This is a genomic window from Citrobacter sp. MGH103 (genome assembly GCF_001034475.2).
In the GTDB taxonomy this organism is placed as follows: domain Bacteria; phylum Pseudomonadota; class Gammaproteobacteria; order Enterobacterales; family Enterobacteriaceae; genus Citrobacter; species Citrobacter freundii.
Genome location: NZ_CP073043.1, coordinates 3780380 through 3796481 on the forward strand (window position 1 = coordinate 3780380; position 16102 = coordinate 3796481).

The 16102-nt window shown below is 53.3% G+C and carries 16 protein-coding genes; 14 read left to right on the forward strand and 2 right to left on the reverse strand.

What is annotated here, in order from left to right; all coding sequences use genetic code 11:
• Positions 1-120: 120 nt before the first annotated feature.
• The 13 genes from puuD to cbdX all read left to right on the forward strand — a co-directional run bounded on the left by puuD (position 121) and on the right by cbdX (position 12984).
• Positions 121-885 carry a gamma-glutamyl-gamma-aminobutyrate hydrolase gene (puuD, locus tag SK33_RS18240; RefSeq protein WP_003838709.1) on the forward strand — a complete coding sequence of 255 codons (765 nt, stop codon included), beginning with the start codon at positions 121-123 and terminating at the stop codon, positions 883-885.
• 25 nt (positions 886-910) lie between these two features.
• Complete coding sequence (gene puuR, locus SK33_RS18245) at positions 911-1468, forward strand: HTH-type transcriptional regulator PuuR (RefSeq protein WP_048219575.1); 558 nt, start codon at positions 911-913, stop codon at positions 1466-1468.
• Between the two features lie 138 nt (positions 1469-1606).
• Positions 1607-3094: an aldehyde dehydrogenase PuuC gene (gene puuC / locus SK33_RS18250; RefSeq protein WP_003838712.1), complete on the forward strand. Its 1488-nt coding sequence runs from the start codon at positions 1607-1609 to the stop codon at positions 3092-3094.
• A 2-nt stretch (positions 3095-3096) separates the two neighbouring features.
• Positions 3097-4377, forward strand: coding sequence for an NAD(P)/FAD-dependent oxidoreductase (locus SK33_RS18255; RefSeq protein ID WP_046669776.1), 1281 nt, complete (start codon positions 3097-3099; stop codon positions 4375-4377).
• 210 nt (positions 4378-4587) lie between these two features.
• Positions 4588-5715: a hydrogenase 1 small subunit gene (hyaA, locus tag SK33_RS18260; RefSeq protein WP_071524462.1), complete on the forward strand. Its 1128-nt coding sequence runs from the start codon at positions 4588-4590 to the stop codon at positions 5713-5715.
• Complete coding sequence (gene hyaB / locus SK33_RS18265) at positions 5712-7505, forward strand: Ni/Fe-hydrogenase large subunit (protein ID WP_008321012.1); 1794 nt, start codon at positions 5712-5714, stop codon at positions 7503-7505. Before hyaA ends, hyaB begins: the two co-directional genes overlap by 4 nt.
• A gap of 18 nt (positions 7506-7523) precedes the next feature.
• Complete coding sequence (hyaC, locus tag SK33_RS18270) at positions 7524-8258, forward strand: Ni/Fe-hydrogenase b-type cytochrome subunit (RefSeq protein ID WP_032948616.1); 735 nt, start codon at positions 7524-7526, stop codon at positions 8256-8258.
• Positions 8255-8836, forward strand: coding sequence for a hydrogenase 1 maturation protease (gene hyaD, locus SK33_RS18275; protein ID WP_048219577.1), 582 nt, complete (start codon positions 8255-8257; stop codon positions 8834-8836). Before hyaC ends, hyaD begins: the two co-directional genes overlap by 4 nt.
• 5 nt (positions 8837-8841) lie before the next feature.
• The gene (gene hyaE, locus SK33_RS18280) at positions 8842-9246 is read left to right on the forward strand and encodes a hydrogenase-1 operon protein HyaE (protein ID WP_016149647.1); all 405 of its coding nucleotides are present in this window, start codon (positions 8842-8844) and stop codon (positions 9244-9246) included.
• The gene (locus SK33_RS18285) at positions 9243-10100 is read left to right on the forward strand and encodes a hydrogenase expression/formation protein (protein WP_048219580.1); all 858 of its coding nucleotides are present in this window, start codon (positions 9243-9245) and stop codon (positions 10098-10100) included. The genes hyaE and SK33_RS18285 overlap by 4 nt, the downstream gene beginning before the upstream one ends.
• 88 nt (positions 10101-10188) lie before the next feature.
• The gene (gene appC, locus SK33_RS18290; protein ID WP_008321019.1) at positions 10189-11733 is read left to right on the forward strand and encodes a cytochrome bd-II oxidase subunit 1; all 1545 of its coding nucleotides are present in this window, start codon (positions 10189-10191) and stop codon (positions 11731-11733) included.
• Positions 11734-11744: 11 nt separating this feature from the next.
• Positions 11745-12881: a cytochrome d ubiquinol oxidase subunit II gene (gene appB / locus SK33_RS18295; protein ID WP_003838730.1), complete on the forward strand. Its 1137-nt coding sequence runs from the start codon at positions 11745-11747 to the stop codon at positions 12879-12881.
• A 13-nt stretch (positions 12882-12894) separates the two neighbouring features.
• On the forward strand, positions 12895-12984 hold the full coding sequence (gene cbdX / locus SK33_RS18300; protein ID WP_003838732.1) for a cytochrome bd-II oxidase subunit CbdX: 90 nt from the start codon (positions 12895-12897) through the stop codon (positions 12982-12984).
• Between the two features lie 52 nt (positions 12985-13036).
• Here cbdX and SK33_RS18305 read toward each other — a convergent pair whose 3' ends face one another.
• A complete protein-coding gene (locus SK33_RS18305; protein ID WP_048219582.1) occupies positions 13037-13750 on the reverse strand; it encodes a GNAT family N-acetyltransferase in 714 nt (237 codons plus the stop codon).
• A gap of 192 nt (positions 13751-13942) precedes the next feature.
• Positions 13943-15412 (reverse strand): MocR-like pyridoxine biosynthesis transcription factor PdxR, encoded by a 1470-nt coding sequence (gene pdxR, locus SK33_RS18310; protein ID WP_048219583.1) that lies wholly within the window; start codon positions 15410-15412, stop codon positions 13943-13945.
• A gap of 123 nt (positions 15413-15535) precedes the next feature.
• Between pdxR and SK33_RS18315 the strand changes: the two genes are divergently transcribed.
• Entirely contained in the window at positions 15536-15985 is a 450-nt protein-coding gene (locus SK33_RS18315; RefSeq protein ID WP_048219585.1) for a GNAT family N-acetyltransferase, read from the forward strand.
• Positions 15986-16102: the final 117 nt, after the last annotated feature.

The window sequence follows — 16102 nt, forward strand, 5'->3', positions numbered from 1 at the left end:
TCAAATGTTAAATTAAGTTTGCTAGGAGGTTATTCCGCTGCTAGATTGAGAAAATAATGAACGGAATTGCACAACAAGGAACCGTTTGGCAATAATTTATTCCAAAACGTGAGGTCGATCATGGGCAATATATTTGACAAGCCAGTTATTGGTGTAGTGATGTGTAGGAACAGGCTTAAGGGTCATGAGACCCAGACTCTGCAAGAAAAGTACCTGAATGCGGTATTAAATGCCGGTGGATTACCGATAGCGCTGCCCCATGCGCTCGCGGAACCCGAATTGCTGAACGCGCTGTTACCGAAACTGGATGGTATCTTCCTGCCAGGAAGCCCAAGCAATGTGCAGCCGCACCTCTATGGTGAAAATGGCGATGAGTCTGACGCCGATCCCGGGCGTGATCTTCTGAGCATGGCGCTAATTACCGCCGGGCTCGAAAGGCGCATTCCCATTTTCGCCATCTGCCGGGGCTTACAGGAATTAGTTGTCGCCACTGGCGGGACTCTGTATCGTCGCCTGTGCGATCACTCACAGTTCCTGGAACATCGTGAAGATGCGGAACTCCCGGTGGAGCAGCAATATGCGCCATCTCATGAAGTCCAGGTTCAACAGGGAGGATTGCTATCTCAGTTAATACCAGGTTGCAGCACGTTTTGGGTTAACTCCTTGCATGGTCAGGGCGCAAAAACCCTTGGCCCGCAGCTGCGCGTGGAAGCACGCTCGCAGGATGGATTAGTGGAAGCGGCCAGCGTCCATGACCATCCTTTCGCGCTCGGCGTGCAGTGGCACCCGGAATGGAACAGTAGCGAATACGCCCTGTCGCGTTTGTTACTTGAAGGTTTTATCACCGCTTGTCAGAACCACCTCGCTGAAAAACAGCGACTCTGACCACTACAGTTAAGGAAATGCAATTATGAGCGATGACGGCCTGGCGCCGGGTAAACGTTTGTCAGAGATCCGCCAGCAATTGGGTCTTTCGCAGCGTCGTGCCGCCGAACTGTCTGGGTTAACGCATAGCGCCATCAGCACCATAGAGCAGGATAAAGTCAGTCCTGCCATCAGTACGCTGCAAAAGCTATTGAAAGTATATGGGCTGTCGCTCTCCGAGTTCTTCGCGGAACCGGAAAAGCCTGACGAACCGCAGGTGATTATCAATCAGGATGATTTGATTGAGATCGGGAGTCAGGGAGTATCCATGAAGCTGGTACACAACGGAAATCCGAATCGTACGCTGGCAATGATGTTTGAAACCTATCAGCCAGGCACGACAACCGGGGAGAGAATTAAACATCAGGGTGAAGAGATTGGCACAATACTGGAAGGTGAAGTGATACTGACCATCAACGGTCAAACGTATCCTCTTGTTGCAGGGCAAAGCTATGCCATTAACACCGGCATACCACACAGCTTCAGCAACACTTCGGCGGGGATCTGCCGCATCATCAGTGCCCACACTCCCACCACGTTCTAATAAGTAGCGGCCTGAGTTTCTCAGGCCTTCTTAAATAACGCGCATTAACAGGGTACATCCCTGGGGTATCGTGCAGCCTGATTTTGCCTGAAAAAGATCAGCAACGAACTTTATCTTATTGATATAAAAGGAGTAGCTATGAACTTTCAGAATCTTAAATATTGGCGTGAGAAAGCCAGCCATTATTCACCGGAAACCCGTTTATTTATTAACGGCGAATATTGTGCCGCCGCCGATAACGAAACCTTTATTACCCAGGATCCGGCAGGACAACGCCCGCTCGCCAAAGTCGCCCGCGGCAAAAAAGCGGATGTTGACCGCGCGGTCACCGCAGCCCGCACCGTGTTTGAACGCGGGGACTGGTCGCAGGCATCACCCGCAGAGCGCAAAGCGGTGCTGCACAAACTCGCCGATTTAATGGAGCAGCATCACGAGGAGCTGGCGCTACTGGAAACGCTCGACACCGGTAAACCGATTCGCCATAGCCTGCGTGATGATATTCCCGGCGCGGCACGCGCCATCCGTTGGTACGCCGAGGCGATAGATAAAGTCTATGGTGAAGTTGCCACTACCTCGGTGAACGATTTAGCGCTGATTGTCCGCGAACCGGTGGGCGTGATTGCGGCCATCGTGCCGTGGAATTTTCCCCTGCTGCTGGCCTGCTGGAAACTCGGCCCGGCTCTGGCTGCGGGTAACAGCGTGATCCTCAAGCCTTCCGAAAAATCACCGCTGACCGCGATTCGCCTGGCCGCACTGGCTAAAAAAGCAGGTTTGCCCGATGGCGTGCTCAGCGTTGTGAGCGGGTACGGTCACGAGGCGGGCCAGGCACTGTCGCTGCATCCGGATGTTGATGTGATCACCTTTACCGGTTCGACCCGCACCGGCAAGCAACTGCTCAAAGATGCTGGCGACAGCAACATGAAACGCGTCTGGCTGGAGGCCGGCGGTAAAAGTGCCAACATCGTATTTGCCGACTGCCCGGATCTGCCGAAAGCCGCCGCTAATGCAGCGGCAGGTATTTTCTATAACCAGGGCCAGGTTTGTATCGCCGGTACGCGTCTGCTGCTGGAAGAAAGTATTGCCGACGAGTTTATCGCGCTTTTAAAAGAGCAGGCGAAAAACTGGCAGCCGGGCAACCCGCTGGATCCGGAAACCACGATGGGCACGCTTATCGACAACACGCATGCCGACACCGTACACAGTTTTATTCGCGACGGTGAAGCGCAAGGCACGCTGGCGCTGGATGGCCGCAGCCACGTACACCCGGCGGCCATCGGCCCGACTATTTTTGTCGACACCGCGCCGCAAGCCCACGTCAGCCGCGATGAGATTTTCGGGCCGGTACTGGTCATCACCCGTTTTAGCAGTGAAGCCGAAGCTCTGGCGCTGGCCAACGACAGCGACTACGGTCTGGGCGCCGCGGTCTGGACCCGCGATTTGTCGCGCGCGCACCGCATGAGTCGCCGCCTGAAGGCCGGTTCGGTCTTCGTGAATAACTACAACGACGGTGATATGACCGTGCCATTCGGCGGCTATAAGCAAAGTGGTAACGGACGCGATAAATCCCTGCATGCGCTGGAAAAATTTAGCGAATTAAAAACCATCTGGATCTCCCTGGAGTCTTAATCATGACTGAACATACCAGCAGTTATTACGCCGCAAGCGCCAATCAATACGAACCGTTCCCGACCCTTAGCGAATCGGTAAGCTGTGATGTTTGCGTCGTGGGCGGTGGTTATACCGGACTCTCCTCCGCCCTGCATTTATCAGAGATGGGTTACGACGTGGTGCTACTGGAATCCGCACGAATTGGCTTCGGAGCCAGCGGGCGCAACGGTGGTCAGTTGGTGAACTCCTACAGTCGCGATATCGACGTCATTGAACGCACCTACGGCCCGGACGCCGCTAAAATGCTTGGCAGTATGATGTTTGAAGGCGGCAATATCATTCGCGAACGTATCAAACGTTATCAGATCGACTGCGACTATCGTCCTGGCGGGCTGTTTGTGGCCCTGAACCACAAACAGATGGAAACTCTGGAGGAGCAGAAATCGAACTGGGAACGCTACGGCAATACGCAGCTTGAACTGTTGGATAGCAGCGAAATTCGCCGAGAAGTCAGCAGCGATCGTTATGTCGGCGCGCTACTCGACCACAGCGGTGGTCATATTCATCCGCTAAACCTGGCGATTGGCGAGGCTAACGCCATTCGTCTGAACGGCGGGCGCGTGTTCGAACAGTCGCCAGTCACCCGTATTCAGCACACCAGCCCGGCAGTGGTCAGCACCGAAAAAGGTCAGGTTACGGCACGTTTTGTGATTGTCGCGGGCAACGCCTACCTCGGCGACAAACTGGAACCTGCGCTGGCAAAAAGCAGCATGCCGTGTGGCACGCAGGTGTTAACCACCGAACCGCTGTCGGCGGAGATGGCGCGCTCGCTGATCCCGAAAAACTACTGCGTTGAAGATTGTAACTACCTGCTGGATTACTACCGTCTGACCGGCGATAACCGCCTGCTGTACGGCGGCGGTGTAGTCTACGGCGCTCGCGATCCGGACGATATTGAGCGTCTGGTGATGCCGAAACTGCTGAAGACCTTCCCGCAATTGCAGGGGGTAAAAATTGATTACCGCTGGACCGGTAATTTCCTGTTAACGCTGTCGCGCATGCCGCAGTTCGGCCGTCTTGATACCAACATTTACTATATGCAGGGCTACAGCGGCCACGGCGTGACTTGTACCCACCTGGCAGGACGGCTGATTTCGGAACTGCTGCGCGGGGATGCCGAGCGTTTTGACGCTTTCGCCAAACTGCCGCATTACCCGTTCCCGGGAGGCCGCAGCCTGCGCATTCCGTTTACCGCCATGGGCGCGGCCTATTACAGCTTACGCGATCGCCTTGGGGTTTAAGTTCTTCCGCGATAAACCCGACGCACAGGGCGGTCCCCCCTGTGCGTTTTTTTATTGCCGAATAAGCGAAAAACAGATAACAGGCACGAAAATATCGCAATAGGACATAACCACACACTTTACATTGTTTCTCCCCGCTAATCGGATAGGCTTTTTTAGATTATCGCTGGCGGCGTGCGCCAGAACTCAACGGGGGAAGAAACGCGTGTTATGAATACGAATAACGAGGAGACCTTTTATCAGGCGATGCGCCGCAAGGGCGTGAGCAGGCGCAGTTTTCTTAAATATTGTAGCCTCGCGGCAACATCGCTAGGGTTGGGAGCCGGAATGACGCCCAGAATCGCCTGGGCGCTGGAAAACAAACCCCGGATCCCGGTCGTCTGGATCCACGGTCTGGAATGCACCTGCTGTACCGAATCATTTATCCGCTCCTCTCACCCACTCGCCAAAGACGTCATCCTCTCTCTGATTTCCCTTGATTACGACGACACTCTGATGGCCGCCGCCGGAACACAGGCCGAAGAGGTCTTTGAAGACATTCTAAGCCGCTACCACGGCCGATACATTCTGGCCGTCGAAGGTAATCCTCCGCTGGGAGAACAAGGGATGTTCTGCATTAGTGGCGGGCGACCGTTTATTGAAAAGCTTAAAAGAGCCGCCGCCGGTGCCAGCGCGATTATCGCCTGGGGCACCTGCGCCTCCTGGGGCTGCGTGCAGGCTGCCCGGCCTAACCCAACTCAGGCAACACCGATCGATAAAGTGATTACCGATAAGCCTATCGTGAAAGTGCCCGGTTGCCCGCCGATTCCAGACGTCATGAGCGCCATCATTACCTACATGGTGACCTTTGGAAGGCTGCCGGAACTCGATCGTCTGGGGCGTCCGCTGATGTTTTATGGTCAGCGTATTCATGACAAATGCTACCGCCGCGCCCACTTTGACGCCGGGGAGTTCGTTGAAAGTTGGGACGATGACGCTGCCCGCAAAGGCTATTGCCTGTACAAAATGGGCTGCAAGGGGCCAACCACCTATAACGCCTGTTCCACCACCCGCTGGAATGGCGGAGTTTCCTTCCCCATCCAGTCCGGCCACGGTTGTCTGGGATGTTCGGAGAACGGCTTCTGGGATCGCGGTTCGTTCTACAGCCGCGTGGTCGATATTCCACAGATGGGAACGCATTCTACCGCTGACACCGTGGGCCTCACCGCGCTTGGCGTAGTGGCGGCTGGTGTCGGCGTCCACGCAGTCGCCAGCGCCGTCAATCAACATAACCGCCACAAACAGCAGTTAACTAAAGCCGAACAACCGCAGCCGGACAAAGAGGATAACCAAGCATGAGCAACTCGTATCAAACCCAGGGATATACGTTAAACAATGCGGGTCGCCGCCTGGTTGTGGACCCCATAACCCGCATTGAAGGCCATATGCGTTGTGAAGTGAACATTGATGAGCAGAATATCATCACCAACGCGGTTTCCTGCGGCACCATGTTCCGCGGACTGGAGATCATTCTGCAGGGGCGCGACCCTCGCGATGCCTGGGCCTTTGTCGAACGTATTTGCGGAGTATGCACCGGCGTACATGCCCTGGCATCGGTGTATGCCATTGAAGATGCCATTGGCATCAAGGTGCCCGACAACGCCAACATCATTCGCAATATCATGCTGGCGACGCTGTGGTGCCACGACCATCTGGTGCACTTTTACCAGTTAGCCGGAATGGATTGGATTGACGTGCTGAATGCCCTGAAAGCAGATCCGCGCGCCACATCGCAGCTGGCGCAAAGCCTTTCTGCCTGGCCGAAGTCCTCCCCTGGCTACTTTTTTGACGTCCAAAATCGCCTGAAGAAATTTGTCGACGGCGGTCAACTGGGGATTTTCCGCAACGGTTATTGGGGTCATCCGCAGTACAAACTGTCACCTGAGGCTAACCTGATGGGCTTTGCCCATTATCTGGAAGCTCTCGATTTTCAGCGCGAGATCATCAAAATCCATACGGTGTTTGGCGGTAAGAACCCGCATCCTAACTGGATTGTCGGCGGTATGCCGTGCGCGATTAATATCGATCAGCGCGGCGCGGTTGGCGCAGTCGATATGGAACGCCTGAACCTGGTGCAGTCGATCATCACCCGCACCGCTGATTTCATCAACAACGTCATGGTGCCTGACGCGCTGGCTATCGGTCAGTTCAATAAGTCCTGGAGCCAGATTGGCACCGGGCTTTCTGATAAGTGCGTCTTGAGCTACGGCGCATTCCCGGATATCGCCAATGACTTCAGCGCGAAGAGCCTGTTGATGCCAGGCGGCGCGGTGATTAACGGTGATTTTAAAAACGTGCTGCCAGTGGATCTGGCCGATCAGCAACAAATTCAGGAGTTTGTCGATCATGCCTGGTACCGTTATCCGGACGATCAATTAGGTCGTCACCCGTTCGAAGGGATTACTGAACCCTGGTATAACCCGGGCGATGTCAAAGGCAGCGATATTGATATCAAACAGCTCAACGAACAGGAACGCTATTCGTGGATTAAAGCCCCGCGCTGGCGCGGACACGCCATGGAAGTTGGACCACTAGCGCGCACGCTGATTGCCTATCACAAAGGGGATGCCGCCACGATTGAATCCGTCGATCGCATGATGTCTGCCCTCAAGCTGCCGCTTTCGGGTATGCAGTCGACGCTGGGGCGTATTCTGTGCCGCGCGCACGAAGCCCAGTGGGCCGTGAGCAAACTGCAATATTTCTTCGACAAGCTAATGACCAACCTGAAAAACGGTAATCTGGCGACCGCAAACACCGAAAAATGGGAGCCTGAAAGCTGGCCACAGCAGTGCCGCGGGATCGGTTTTACCGAAGCACCGCGCGGCGCGTTAGGTCACTGGGCATCGATTCGCGACGGGAAAATCGATCTCTATCAGTGTGTGGTGCCGACCACCTGGAATGCCAGCCCGCGCGATCCGAAGGGACAAATTGGCGCTTACGAGGCGGCGCTGATGGGCACCCAAATGGCGATACCGGATCAACCGCTGGAGATCCTGCGCACCTTGCACAGCTTCGATCCCTGCCTGGCATGTTCAACCCACGTACTCGGCGACGACGGCAGCGAACTTATCGCCGTCCAGGTTCGCTAAGCGTTAAGGAACGGAACGATGACTGGAAAAACATCCCCACGCGTCGGGGAGGCGCGTGATACCGCTATCAGCCACTATGTGTTTGAAGCGCCTGTGCGCTTGTGGCACTGGCTGACGGTCGGCTGCATGTTGGTGTTGATGGTGACCGGATACTTCATTGGCCGACCGCTGCCGTCGGTCAGCGGTGAGGCCACTTATCTGTTCTATATGGGCGACATCCGGTTGGTGCATTTCTCCGCCGCCATGGTGTTCACGGTGATCCTGCTGATGCGCATTTACTGGGCCTTCGTCGGTAACCGCTATTCACGAGAACTTTTTATCGTGCCGGTCTGGCGGCGCAGCTGGTGGCGAGGCGCGTTTTCGGTCGTGCGCTGGTATCTGTTTCTGGAAAAAAAACCGGGAGATGATATCGGTCATAACCCCATCGCGCAGGCGGCAATGTGCGGTTATTTCCTGCTCTCCGTTTTTATGATCCTCACCGGTTTTGCCTTATACAGCGAACATAGCCAGTACGCCATTTTTACCCCTTTCCGCTATGTGACGGAGTTTTTCTACTGGACCGGTGGGAACTCTCTCGATATCCACAGCTGGCATCGGTTGGGGATGTGGTTCATCGCCGCCTTCATCGTAGGCCATGTGTATATGGCGATTCGTGAGGACATCATGTCTGACGATACCGTCATCTCCACCATGGTCAATGGCTACCGTAGCCACAAATTTCCCAAAGGTCAGCACGACAAGGAGGCGTCATGAGCGAACCACACGTCATCGTGATGGGTCTAGGCAACCTGCTGTGGGCAGACGAAGGCTTTGGCATTCGCGTCGCCGAACGCCTGTACGCCCATTATCACTGGCCGGAATACGTTGAGATCGTCGACGGCGGCACGCAGGGGCTGAATCTGCTGGGCTACGTTGAGCAGGCCAGTCATCTGCTGTTGCTGGACGCCATCGACTACGGTCTCGCGCCGGGGACCCTGCAAACCTACGCCGGTGAAAAAGTCCCCAGTTACCTCAGCGCCAAAAAAATGAGTCTGCATCAGAACAGCTTCTCCGAAGTGCTGGCGCTGGCGGACATTCGCGGCCATCTGCCCTCGCACATCGCCCTTGTAGGACTTCAACCGGTACAGCTGGACGACTATGGCGGCAGCTTGACCGACATCGCGCGTGCTCAGCTTCCGGCGGCGGAGCAGGCTGCACTTACGCAACTGGCTGCGTGGGGGATTGTGCCACAGACCAACGATGAAACGCGTTGCCTGAACTATGAATGCCTGTCGATGGAAAACTATGAAGGCGTGCATATTCGCCAGTATCGCGTAACGCTGGAGAGATAAGCAACATGTTGAATGACAACCCTTTTCCTGCTCTATGGCAACGTATGCTGGCACGAGGCTGGCAGCCGCTAACCGCGCCCGAACTGGATGACTGGATAACCCACGTTCGCGACGGTGTGGTGTTACTCAGTAGCGATCCCCGCCGTACACCGGAAGTCAGCGATAATCCGGTGATGATTGCCGAGTTGCTCCGCGAGTTTCCCCAGTTTGACTGGCACATCGCCATGGCGGATCTCGAGCATAGCGAGGCGATTGGCGATCGTTTTGGCGTATTCCGCTTCCCGGCCACACTGGTGTTTATCCACGGCGAACTGAGCGGCATTCTCAGCGGCATCCACCCGTGGGCCGATCTGCTCAACCTGATGCGCCCCTTAGTTGAACCACGCACGCCGCCGGAGTCTGAACGATGAGCGACACTTTTTTTCATCTGCTGGGGCCGGGAACGCAGCCGGACGATGACAGCTTCAGCATGAATCCCTTACCCCTCACCTGCCAGGTCAACAGCGACCCCAGCATGGCATCACTGGAAAACTGCCCGCACAGTCCGGCGGTGATGGCATTGTTAGCCGATGTGCGCCAGCAGCTCAGGAGGCGCATTCCCGCCAAACAGGACGTGCTGGGATGGGATTTATCCGCGCTCAACGCAGACGATCTCACGTTTTTGAATACGCTGCTCGGCGAAGGCGAAGTTTCAGTGCGCATCCAGCATGCTGACGGCAGAGCATGCGAGATCCAGGAGTCGATTTTCTGCGGTATCTGGCGGGTGCGTTGTCAGAATGACAACGGGCAGTGGGAGGAGCATCTGGAAGCAGGCAGCGCGCCGCGGGCACTGTGGCTGGCGGCAACGTTCAATACACTGCCGGACGACAGCCTGTTGCCCCCGCCGGTGGACGGGCTAATGAATGGCCTGACACTGGCTCAGGAACTGCTGGCGCACGTGCGCGATCCGGCCTTGCAACCCCATAGCATTAACCTCACACAACTGCCAATTAGCGATGCGGATCGCCTGTTTCTTGCTCGGTTATGTGGCGAAGGACACATCCAGATCCGCACTATCGGCTACGGCGAGAGCCAAATCGACGCCACGGCGCTGCGCCATGTCTGGCATGTGCGCTGTCTGGATACCCTGAAAGGGCTTCTGCTCGAAAGTTATGAGATCTGTCCATTACCGGAACTGGTGCAGGCTGCGCCGGAAGATCTTCGCGACTCGCTCCAGCGTCTGGATGAAGTCTGCGGCTGGCTGACATCTGGTCCACCGGTCTGACCCTCTCTCCCGGCCCGCATGCTTTTATGCTGCGGGTCTGGCGTTTTCTACCTTATCTATTCACTCTCTAATGCCTGATGGAGTTCGCATGTGGGACGTCATTGACTTATCGCGTTGGCAGTTTGCGCTGACCGCGCTGTACCATTTTCTGTTTGTTCCCCTGACGCTGGGGCTAATTTTTATGCTGGCCATCATGGAAACCATTTATGTGGTGACCGGCAAAACAGTCTACCGCGACATGACGCGTTTCTGGGGCAAGTTATTCGGGATTAACTTTGCGCTCGGCGTGGCAACCGGCCTGACCATGGAGTTTCAGTTCGGTACTAACTGGTCGCTCTATTCTAACTATGTGGGAGATATTTTTGGCGCGCCTCTGGCAATGGAAGCCCTGCTGGCCTTCTTCCTCGAATCCACGTTCGTTGGTCTGTTCTTCTTCGGCTGGCAACGCTTAACCAAATACCAACACCTGATGGTCACCTGGCTGGTCGCGTTTGGTTCCAATATCTCGGCCCTGTGGATCCTCAACGCCAACGGCTGGATGCAATATCCAACCGGCGCTCACTTTAATATTGATACCCTACGTATGGAGATGAGCAGCTTTAGCGAGCTGGTCTTTAACCCCATCAGCCAGGTGAAATTTGTGCATACCGTGATGTCCGGTTATGTCACCGGCGCCATGTTTGTTATGTCCATCAGCGCCTGGTATTTGCTGCGCGGTCGCAATCGCGAGTTCGCCCGGCGTTCCTTCGCGGTGGGTTCCGTTTTTGGCACGCTGGCTATCCTCGGCACTCTACAACTGGGTGACAGCTCAGCCTATGAGGTTGCCCAACGCCAGCCGGTAAAACTGGCGGCAATGGAAGGCGAATGGCAAACCGAACCGGCACCCGCGCCCTTTCATGTCATCGCCTGGCCGCAGCAGGAGCAAGAACGTAACGCCTTTGCTGTGAAGATACCGGCTCTGCTGGGCATCCTGGCCACGCACTCTTTAGACACGCCGGTTCCGGGGCTGAAAAATCTGATGGAGGATGCTCTCCCCCGCCTGCAACGAGGTCGGGAAGCGTGGCTGCTGATGCAGGAAATCGCCAAAGGTAACCGCACGCCTCAGGTACTGAACGCTTTTCACGCTGTGGAGAAAGATCTGGGTTACGGCATCCTGCTGGCGAACTACGCGCCTGATATGAACCATGTCACTCCGGAGCAATATCAGGCCGCGCAACGCGGTGCGATCCCGCAAGTAGCACCGGTATTCTGGAGTTTTCGCATCATGATTGCATGCGGTTCACTTCTGCTGCTGGTGATGGCGATTGCCCTGATACAGACCTTACGCTGGCGTATCGACCAGCATCGCTGGGTACTGCACATGACGCTGTGGAGCCTGCCGCTACCGTGGATTGCCATTGAAGCCGGCTGGTTTATGACGGAGTTTGGCCGCCAGCCGTGGGCGATTCAGGATATTTTGCCGACCTGGTACGCCCACTCCGCGTTAAGCGCAGGCCAACTGGCCTTCTCCATGGGGCTAATTCTCACGCTTTACACCTTGTTTTTAATTGCCGAAGTCTACCTGATGCAGAAATACGCGCGCCTTGGCCCGGATGCAATGCATAACCAACAACCAGCGCAACAACAGGGATAAAGGAGATAATCATGTTGGATTATGAAACGTTGCGGCTCATCTGGTGGCTGCTGATTGGCATCATCCTGGTGGCATTTATGGTCACCGACGGGTTTGATATGGGGGTTGGCTGCCTGTTGCCGCTGATCGCGCGTAACGATGATGAGCGTCGGGTACTAATCAATAGCGTCGGAGCGCACTGGGAAGGTAACCAGGTGTGGCTCATTCTGGCGGGCGGTGCATTATTCGCGGCCTGGCCGCGGGTCTATGCCGCGGCATTTTCAGGTTTTTATGTGGCGATGATTCTGGTGTTGTGCGCCCTTTTCTTTCGCCCGTTGGCATTTGATTATCGTGGAAAAATAGCCAATGCACGCTGGCGCGCCATGTGGGATACCGGGTTGGTGATTGGCAGTCTGGTCCCTCCAGTTATCTTCGGCGTTGCATTCGGTAACTTGTTTTTGGGCGTGCCTTTTATCTTCACACCACAGCTTCATGTGCAATACCTGGGCACCTTCTGGCAGTTACTCTCACCCTTTGCCCTGCTGTGCGGCGCATTAAGCCTGATGCTGGTTATTCTGCAAGGAGGCGTGTGGCTCCAGTTGAAGACCGACGGCATTCTTCACCAACGTGCGCTGTCTGCTACCCGCCGCAGCGCGATGCTGGTCGTGCTCTGCTTTCTGTTAGCCGGTTACTGGCTATGGACGGGGATCGATGGCTATGTGTTGCTAAGCCAGGATCCTAATGGTCCTTCCAACCCGCTATTAAAAGCAGTAACTACCTCGCCGGGCGCGTGGATGGCGCACTTTTATCAGTCACCACTGCTGTTAATTATTCCGCTGCTTGGCATGATTTTCCCGATGCTCGCGATCTATGCCTGCGGACAGCGTCGGGCCGTATGGGGATTTTTGTTTGCTTCACTGGGCCAGGCCTGCGTGATCTTCACCGCTGGAATCACCCTGTTTCCGTTTGTGATGCCTTCAAGCGCGTATCCGCTCTCCAGCCTGACGGTGTGGGACAGCACCTCCAGCCAGATGACACTCAGTATCATGCTGGTTATTGTGCTGATTTTTCTACCGATCGTTCTGCTTTATACCGTGTGGAGTTATTACAAAATGCTCGGGCGCATCAATGTAGAAACGATCCGCCGCCACAACCACGAACTTTATTAAGGAGGATTGTACGATGTGGTATCTGTTTTGGTTTGTCGGCATTCTGCTGATGTGCGGACTCTCCACGCTGGCGCTGGTCTGGCTTGAGTCGCGGCAGAGATAATTCTACACGGGCGCTACGCTTTCTGGCTCCCCGGTTTATTCGGGGAGCTTTTTTATCCCCTTTCCATCAGCTCGCCAAGACGCCTAATCTGCCGTCCCTGATTATCGAAATTACGCTCATCGAGCCACATATCGTAGGCCGGTCGAAGTGACGGATACTCACCGTCAATGATTGAGTACCATGCGGTATCTCGATTACGCCCCCGCGTGACGACAGCCTGACGAAATATGCCTTCAAAACTGAAGCCAAATCGCTCCGCCGCCCCACGGGAAGGAGCATTGAGAGCATCGCATTTCCATTCAAAACGGCGATAGCCCAGATCCTCAAAAACGTACTTTAAAAGCAATGAGATGACTTCTGTTGAGATTCGCGAACGTTTCATGCGTACGGAGTAGGAAACATGGCCAACCTCGATCACGCCATTTGAGGTATCAATCCGCATCAGTGCAAACGTACCAACAGGTTTCATACTGGTTAAATCGATCACAGCAAAATGCATCGGATCGGTCTGTTCTTCCATCTTTTTTACATAATCCAGGAAGGTATCGAAGGTCTCAAAAGGCCCGACCGCCAGATATGTCCAGTCACGACAATCGTTTGCTTCGCAGTACGCTTCATACAACTCTTTTGCATGGCGTTCGGCGTTAATACGTTCAAGCTTACAATAGCGACCTGTAATTTGCTGAGCCTGTGGAAAGGGGGCGCCTTTCCAGTCAGACAAAGTCATACCAACGGGTTGATGAAATTGATTAAAGATGCCCGACATATCCATACCTCTTACAAAACAGGGCTAAACCAGCGCAGAGTATGATCAAACTGGGCAGTCCAAAAGAACCACAATGCGTGTTTTTAACAGATCCACACTATTTATCTGTACAAAAAACAGGCACAATATTTTTACACGTAGCAAAAGAAACGTATTTACTGCATTAATGCTAAGAGCTGAATAAATTATAAGTTAAATAACCTGAGCCAGACGGCGAATCCCATCAACAATTGCCTCTACCGGATGATTTGCAAAACCAATCAAAATCCCCTGTCGTGAGACATCGCTCTGGTAATAACGACTTAGCGATAGTATTCCCATCCCTAGTAATCTGGCTTTCTCTTCAACTTCACTCCCAGCCATCCCATTTTGCAACCAACATACGATATGAACGCCAGAGTCTGAAGGTTGAATAATCATTTTATCTGCAAGATAGTATTGAATAGCATTGACCAACGCAGTTCTTCTTTCATAGCATGCTTTGCGAATTCGACGCACATGACTGGCATAGTGCCCCTCCTCAATAAAATTTGCCATCACTGCTTGTTCAAGATAACTGGTACCGAGATCGGAATAATATTTGGTCACCATAATCTGTTCTTGTAAACCCGGCGGAACAACTAAAAAACCTAAACGGAATTCCGGGTACATCATTTTAGAAAATGTTCCGGCATAGATTACGCGTTGATTCTGATCTAATCCTTGCAGAGCTTGTAAAGAACGGTCGGCATAACGGAACTCACTATTATAATCATCTTCAAATATCCATGCCTCATTCGACTTCGCCCATTCCAGCAACTCAAAACGCCGGGATAAACTCAACGTTCCACTTAATGGATATTGATCCGACGGGACGACATAGGCCAGCCTGGCGTCAGGAAAATGCTCAATACCATAGCGGACGTTCATTCCTTCGCTATCTACCGGTACCGGCCTCACCATAGCACCAACAGACATGAAGGTTCCGCGGGCGCCTTTGTAACCCGGGTCGTCCAGCCAAACGTCATTTCCTGCCGACAGCAATGCTCGTGCAGTAATGTTCAATGCCTGCTGAATACCATTTACGATGATTATTTGATCTTCGTTACAGTTCACTCCACGCGTTGTTTTAATGTAGCGGCAAACCGCTTTTCTCAAAGGAAGATACCCGCAAGGATGAGTGTGAGCTCCCAGTTGATGCCGGGATTGTCTCCAGACACGTTGCAGTAGCTTTCCCCATAACGCATGCGGGAAGAGATCCGTACACCCGACACCAACCGCAAATAGACGGTTCATGCCGCGCCCTTCATACTCATTTGACCATAAATCGCGAACAGGATTATTTCGGCTGTGAACCTGCTCATCAGGCGATACGACGTCCCCCAACGCCATCTCTGGAAAGCTATTGCTGATACTCCGATCCGGAATATTATGTGAGACATATGTTCCAGACCCTTTACGAGTCAGGATATACCCTTCATCTAATAGCCGGTCATAACCAGCGATCGCTGAGTTTCGTGAAATTGACATCATTTCGGACAACGCCCTGGTTGACGGCATTTTTGTTCCTGGCGGCAATCGCCCTTCGAGGATGTGATCGCGGAGGATGTGGTAAACCTGCTCCTTAACCGCACCTTTTCCTAAAACAAATCCTTGAAATAAAGGCGCATTGTTTTTCTTCATTGTATTAACCTTTATACTAAAGTGGATCCTTTCAATATATCGAAAGTGTCTCTTTACGAGAGTTTATAAAATTCTTAGTATCATCATACTAACACATTACTCGTATAAAATATCAGGATATATATGACTAACATGCATGCCGTTACTATTGAAAGTGCAGAACAAAAAGACTACGCCAGCTGGCTTCCTTTATGGATAAACTATCAAACATTTTACCGCACTATAATTTCAGATGAAGTAACAAAATTAACGTGGGAGCGTTTCTTTACCCCGAGCGAACCTGTTTATTGTGCTGTTGCAAAATATGATGGGAAAATAGTGGGACTGGTTCATTATCTCTTTCACCGCTCAACCTGGGCAGAATCAAACTATTGCTATCTCGAAGATTTATTTGTTAGCGAAGATGTACGCGGCCAACACATCGGTAAACAACTTATCGAATATGTCCAACAACAAGCCAAAAAAAATCACGCGTCAAGATTATACTGGCATACGCATGAAACCAATCTCCGTGGGCAACGTCTGTATGACTGGGTGGCCAAAAAGAGCGGGATGATCGAATATCGCATGTAAGTATAATAATACTCAGGATAGTATTGAATAATTAAATACTAAAATAAGCCTCTGAGTATATCTACTCAGAGGATGTATCGGTGACAAATCCCCCCAACCTGAATAAGATAAGGAATA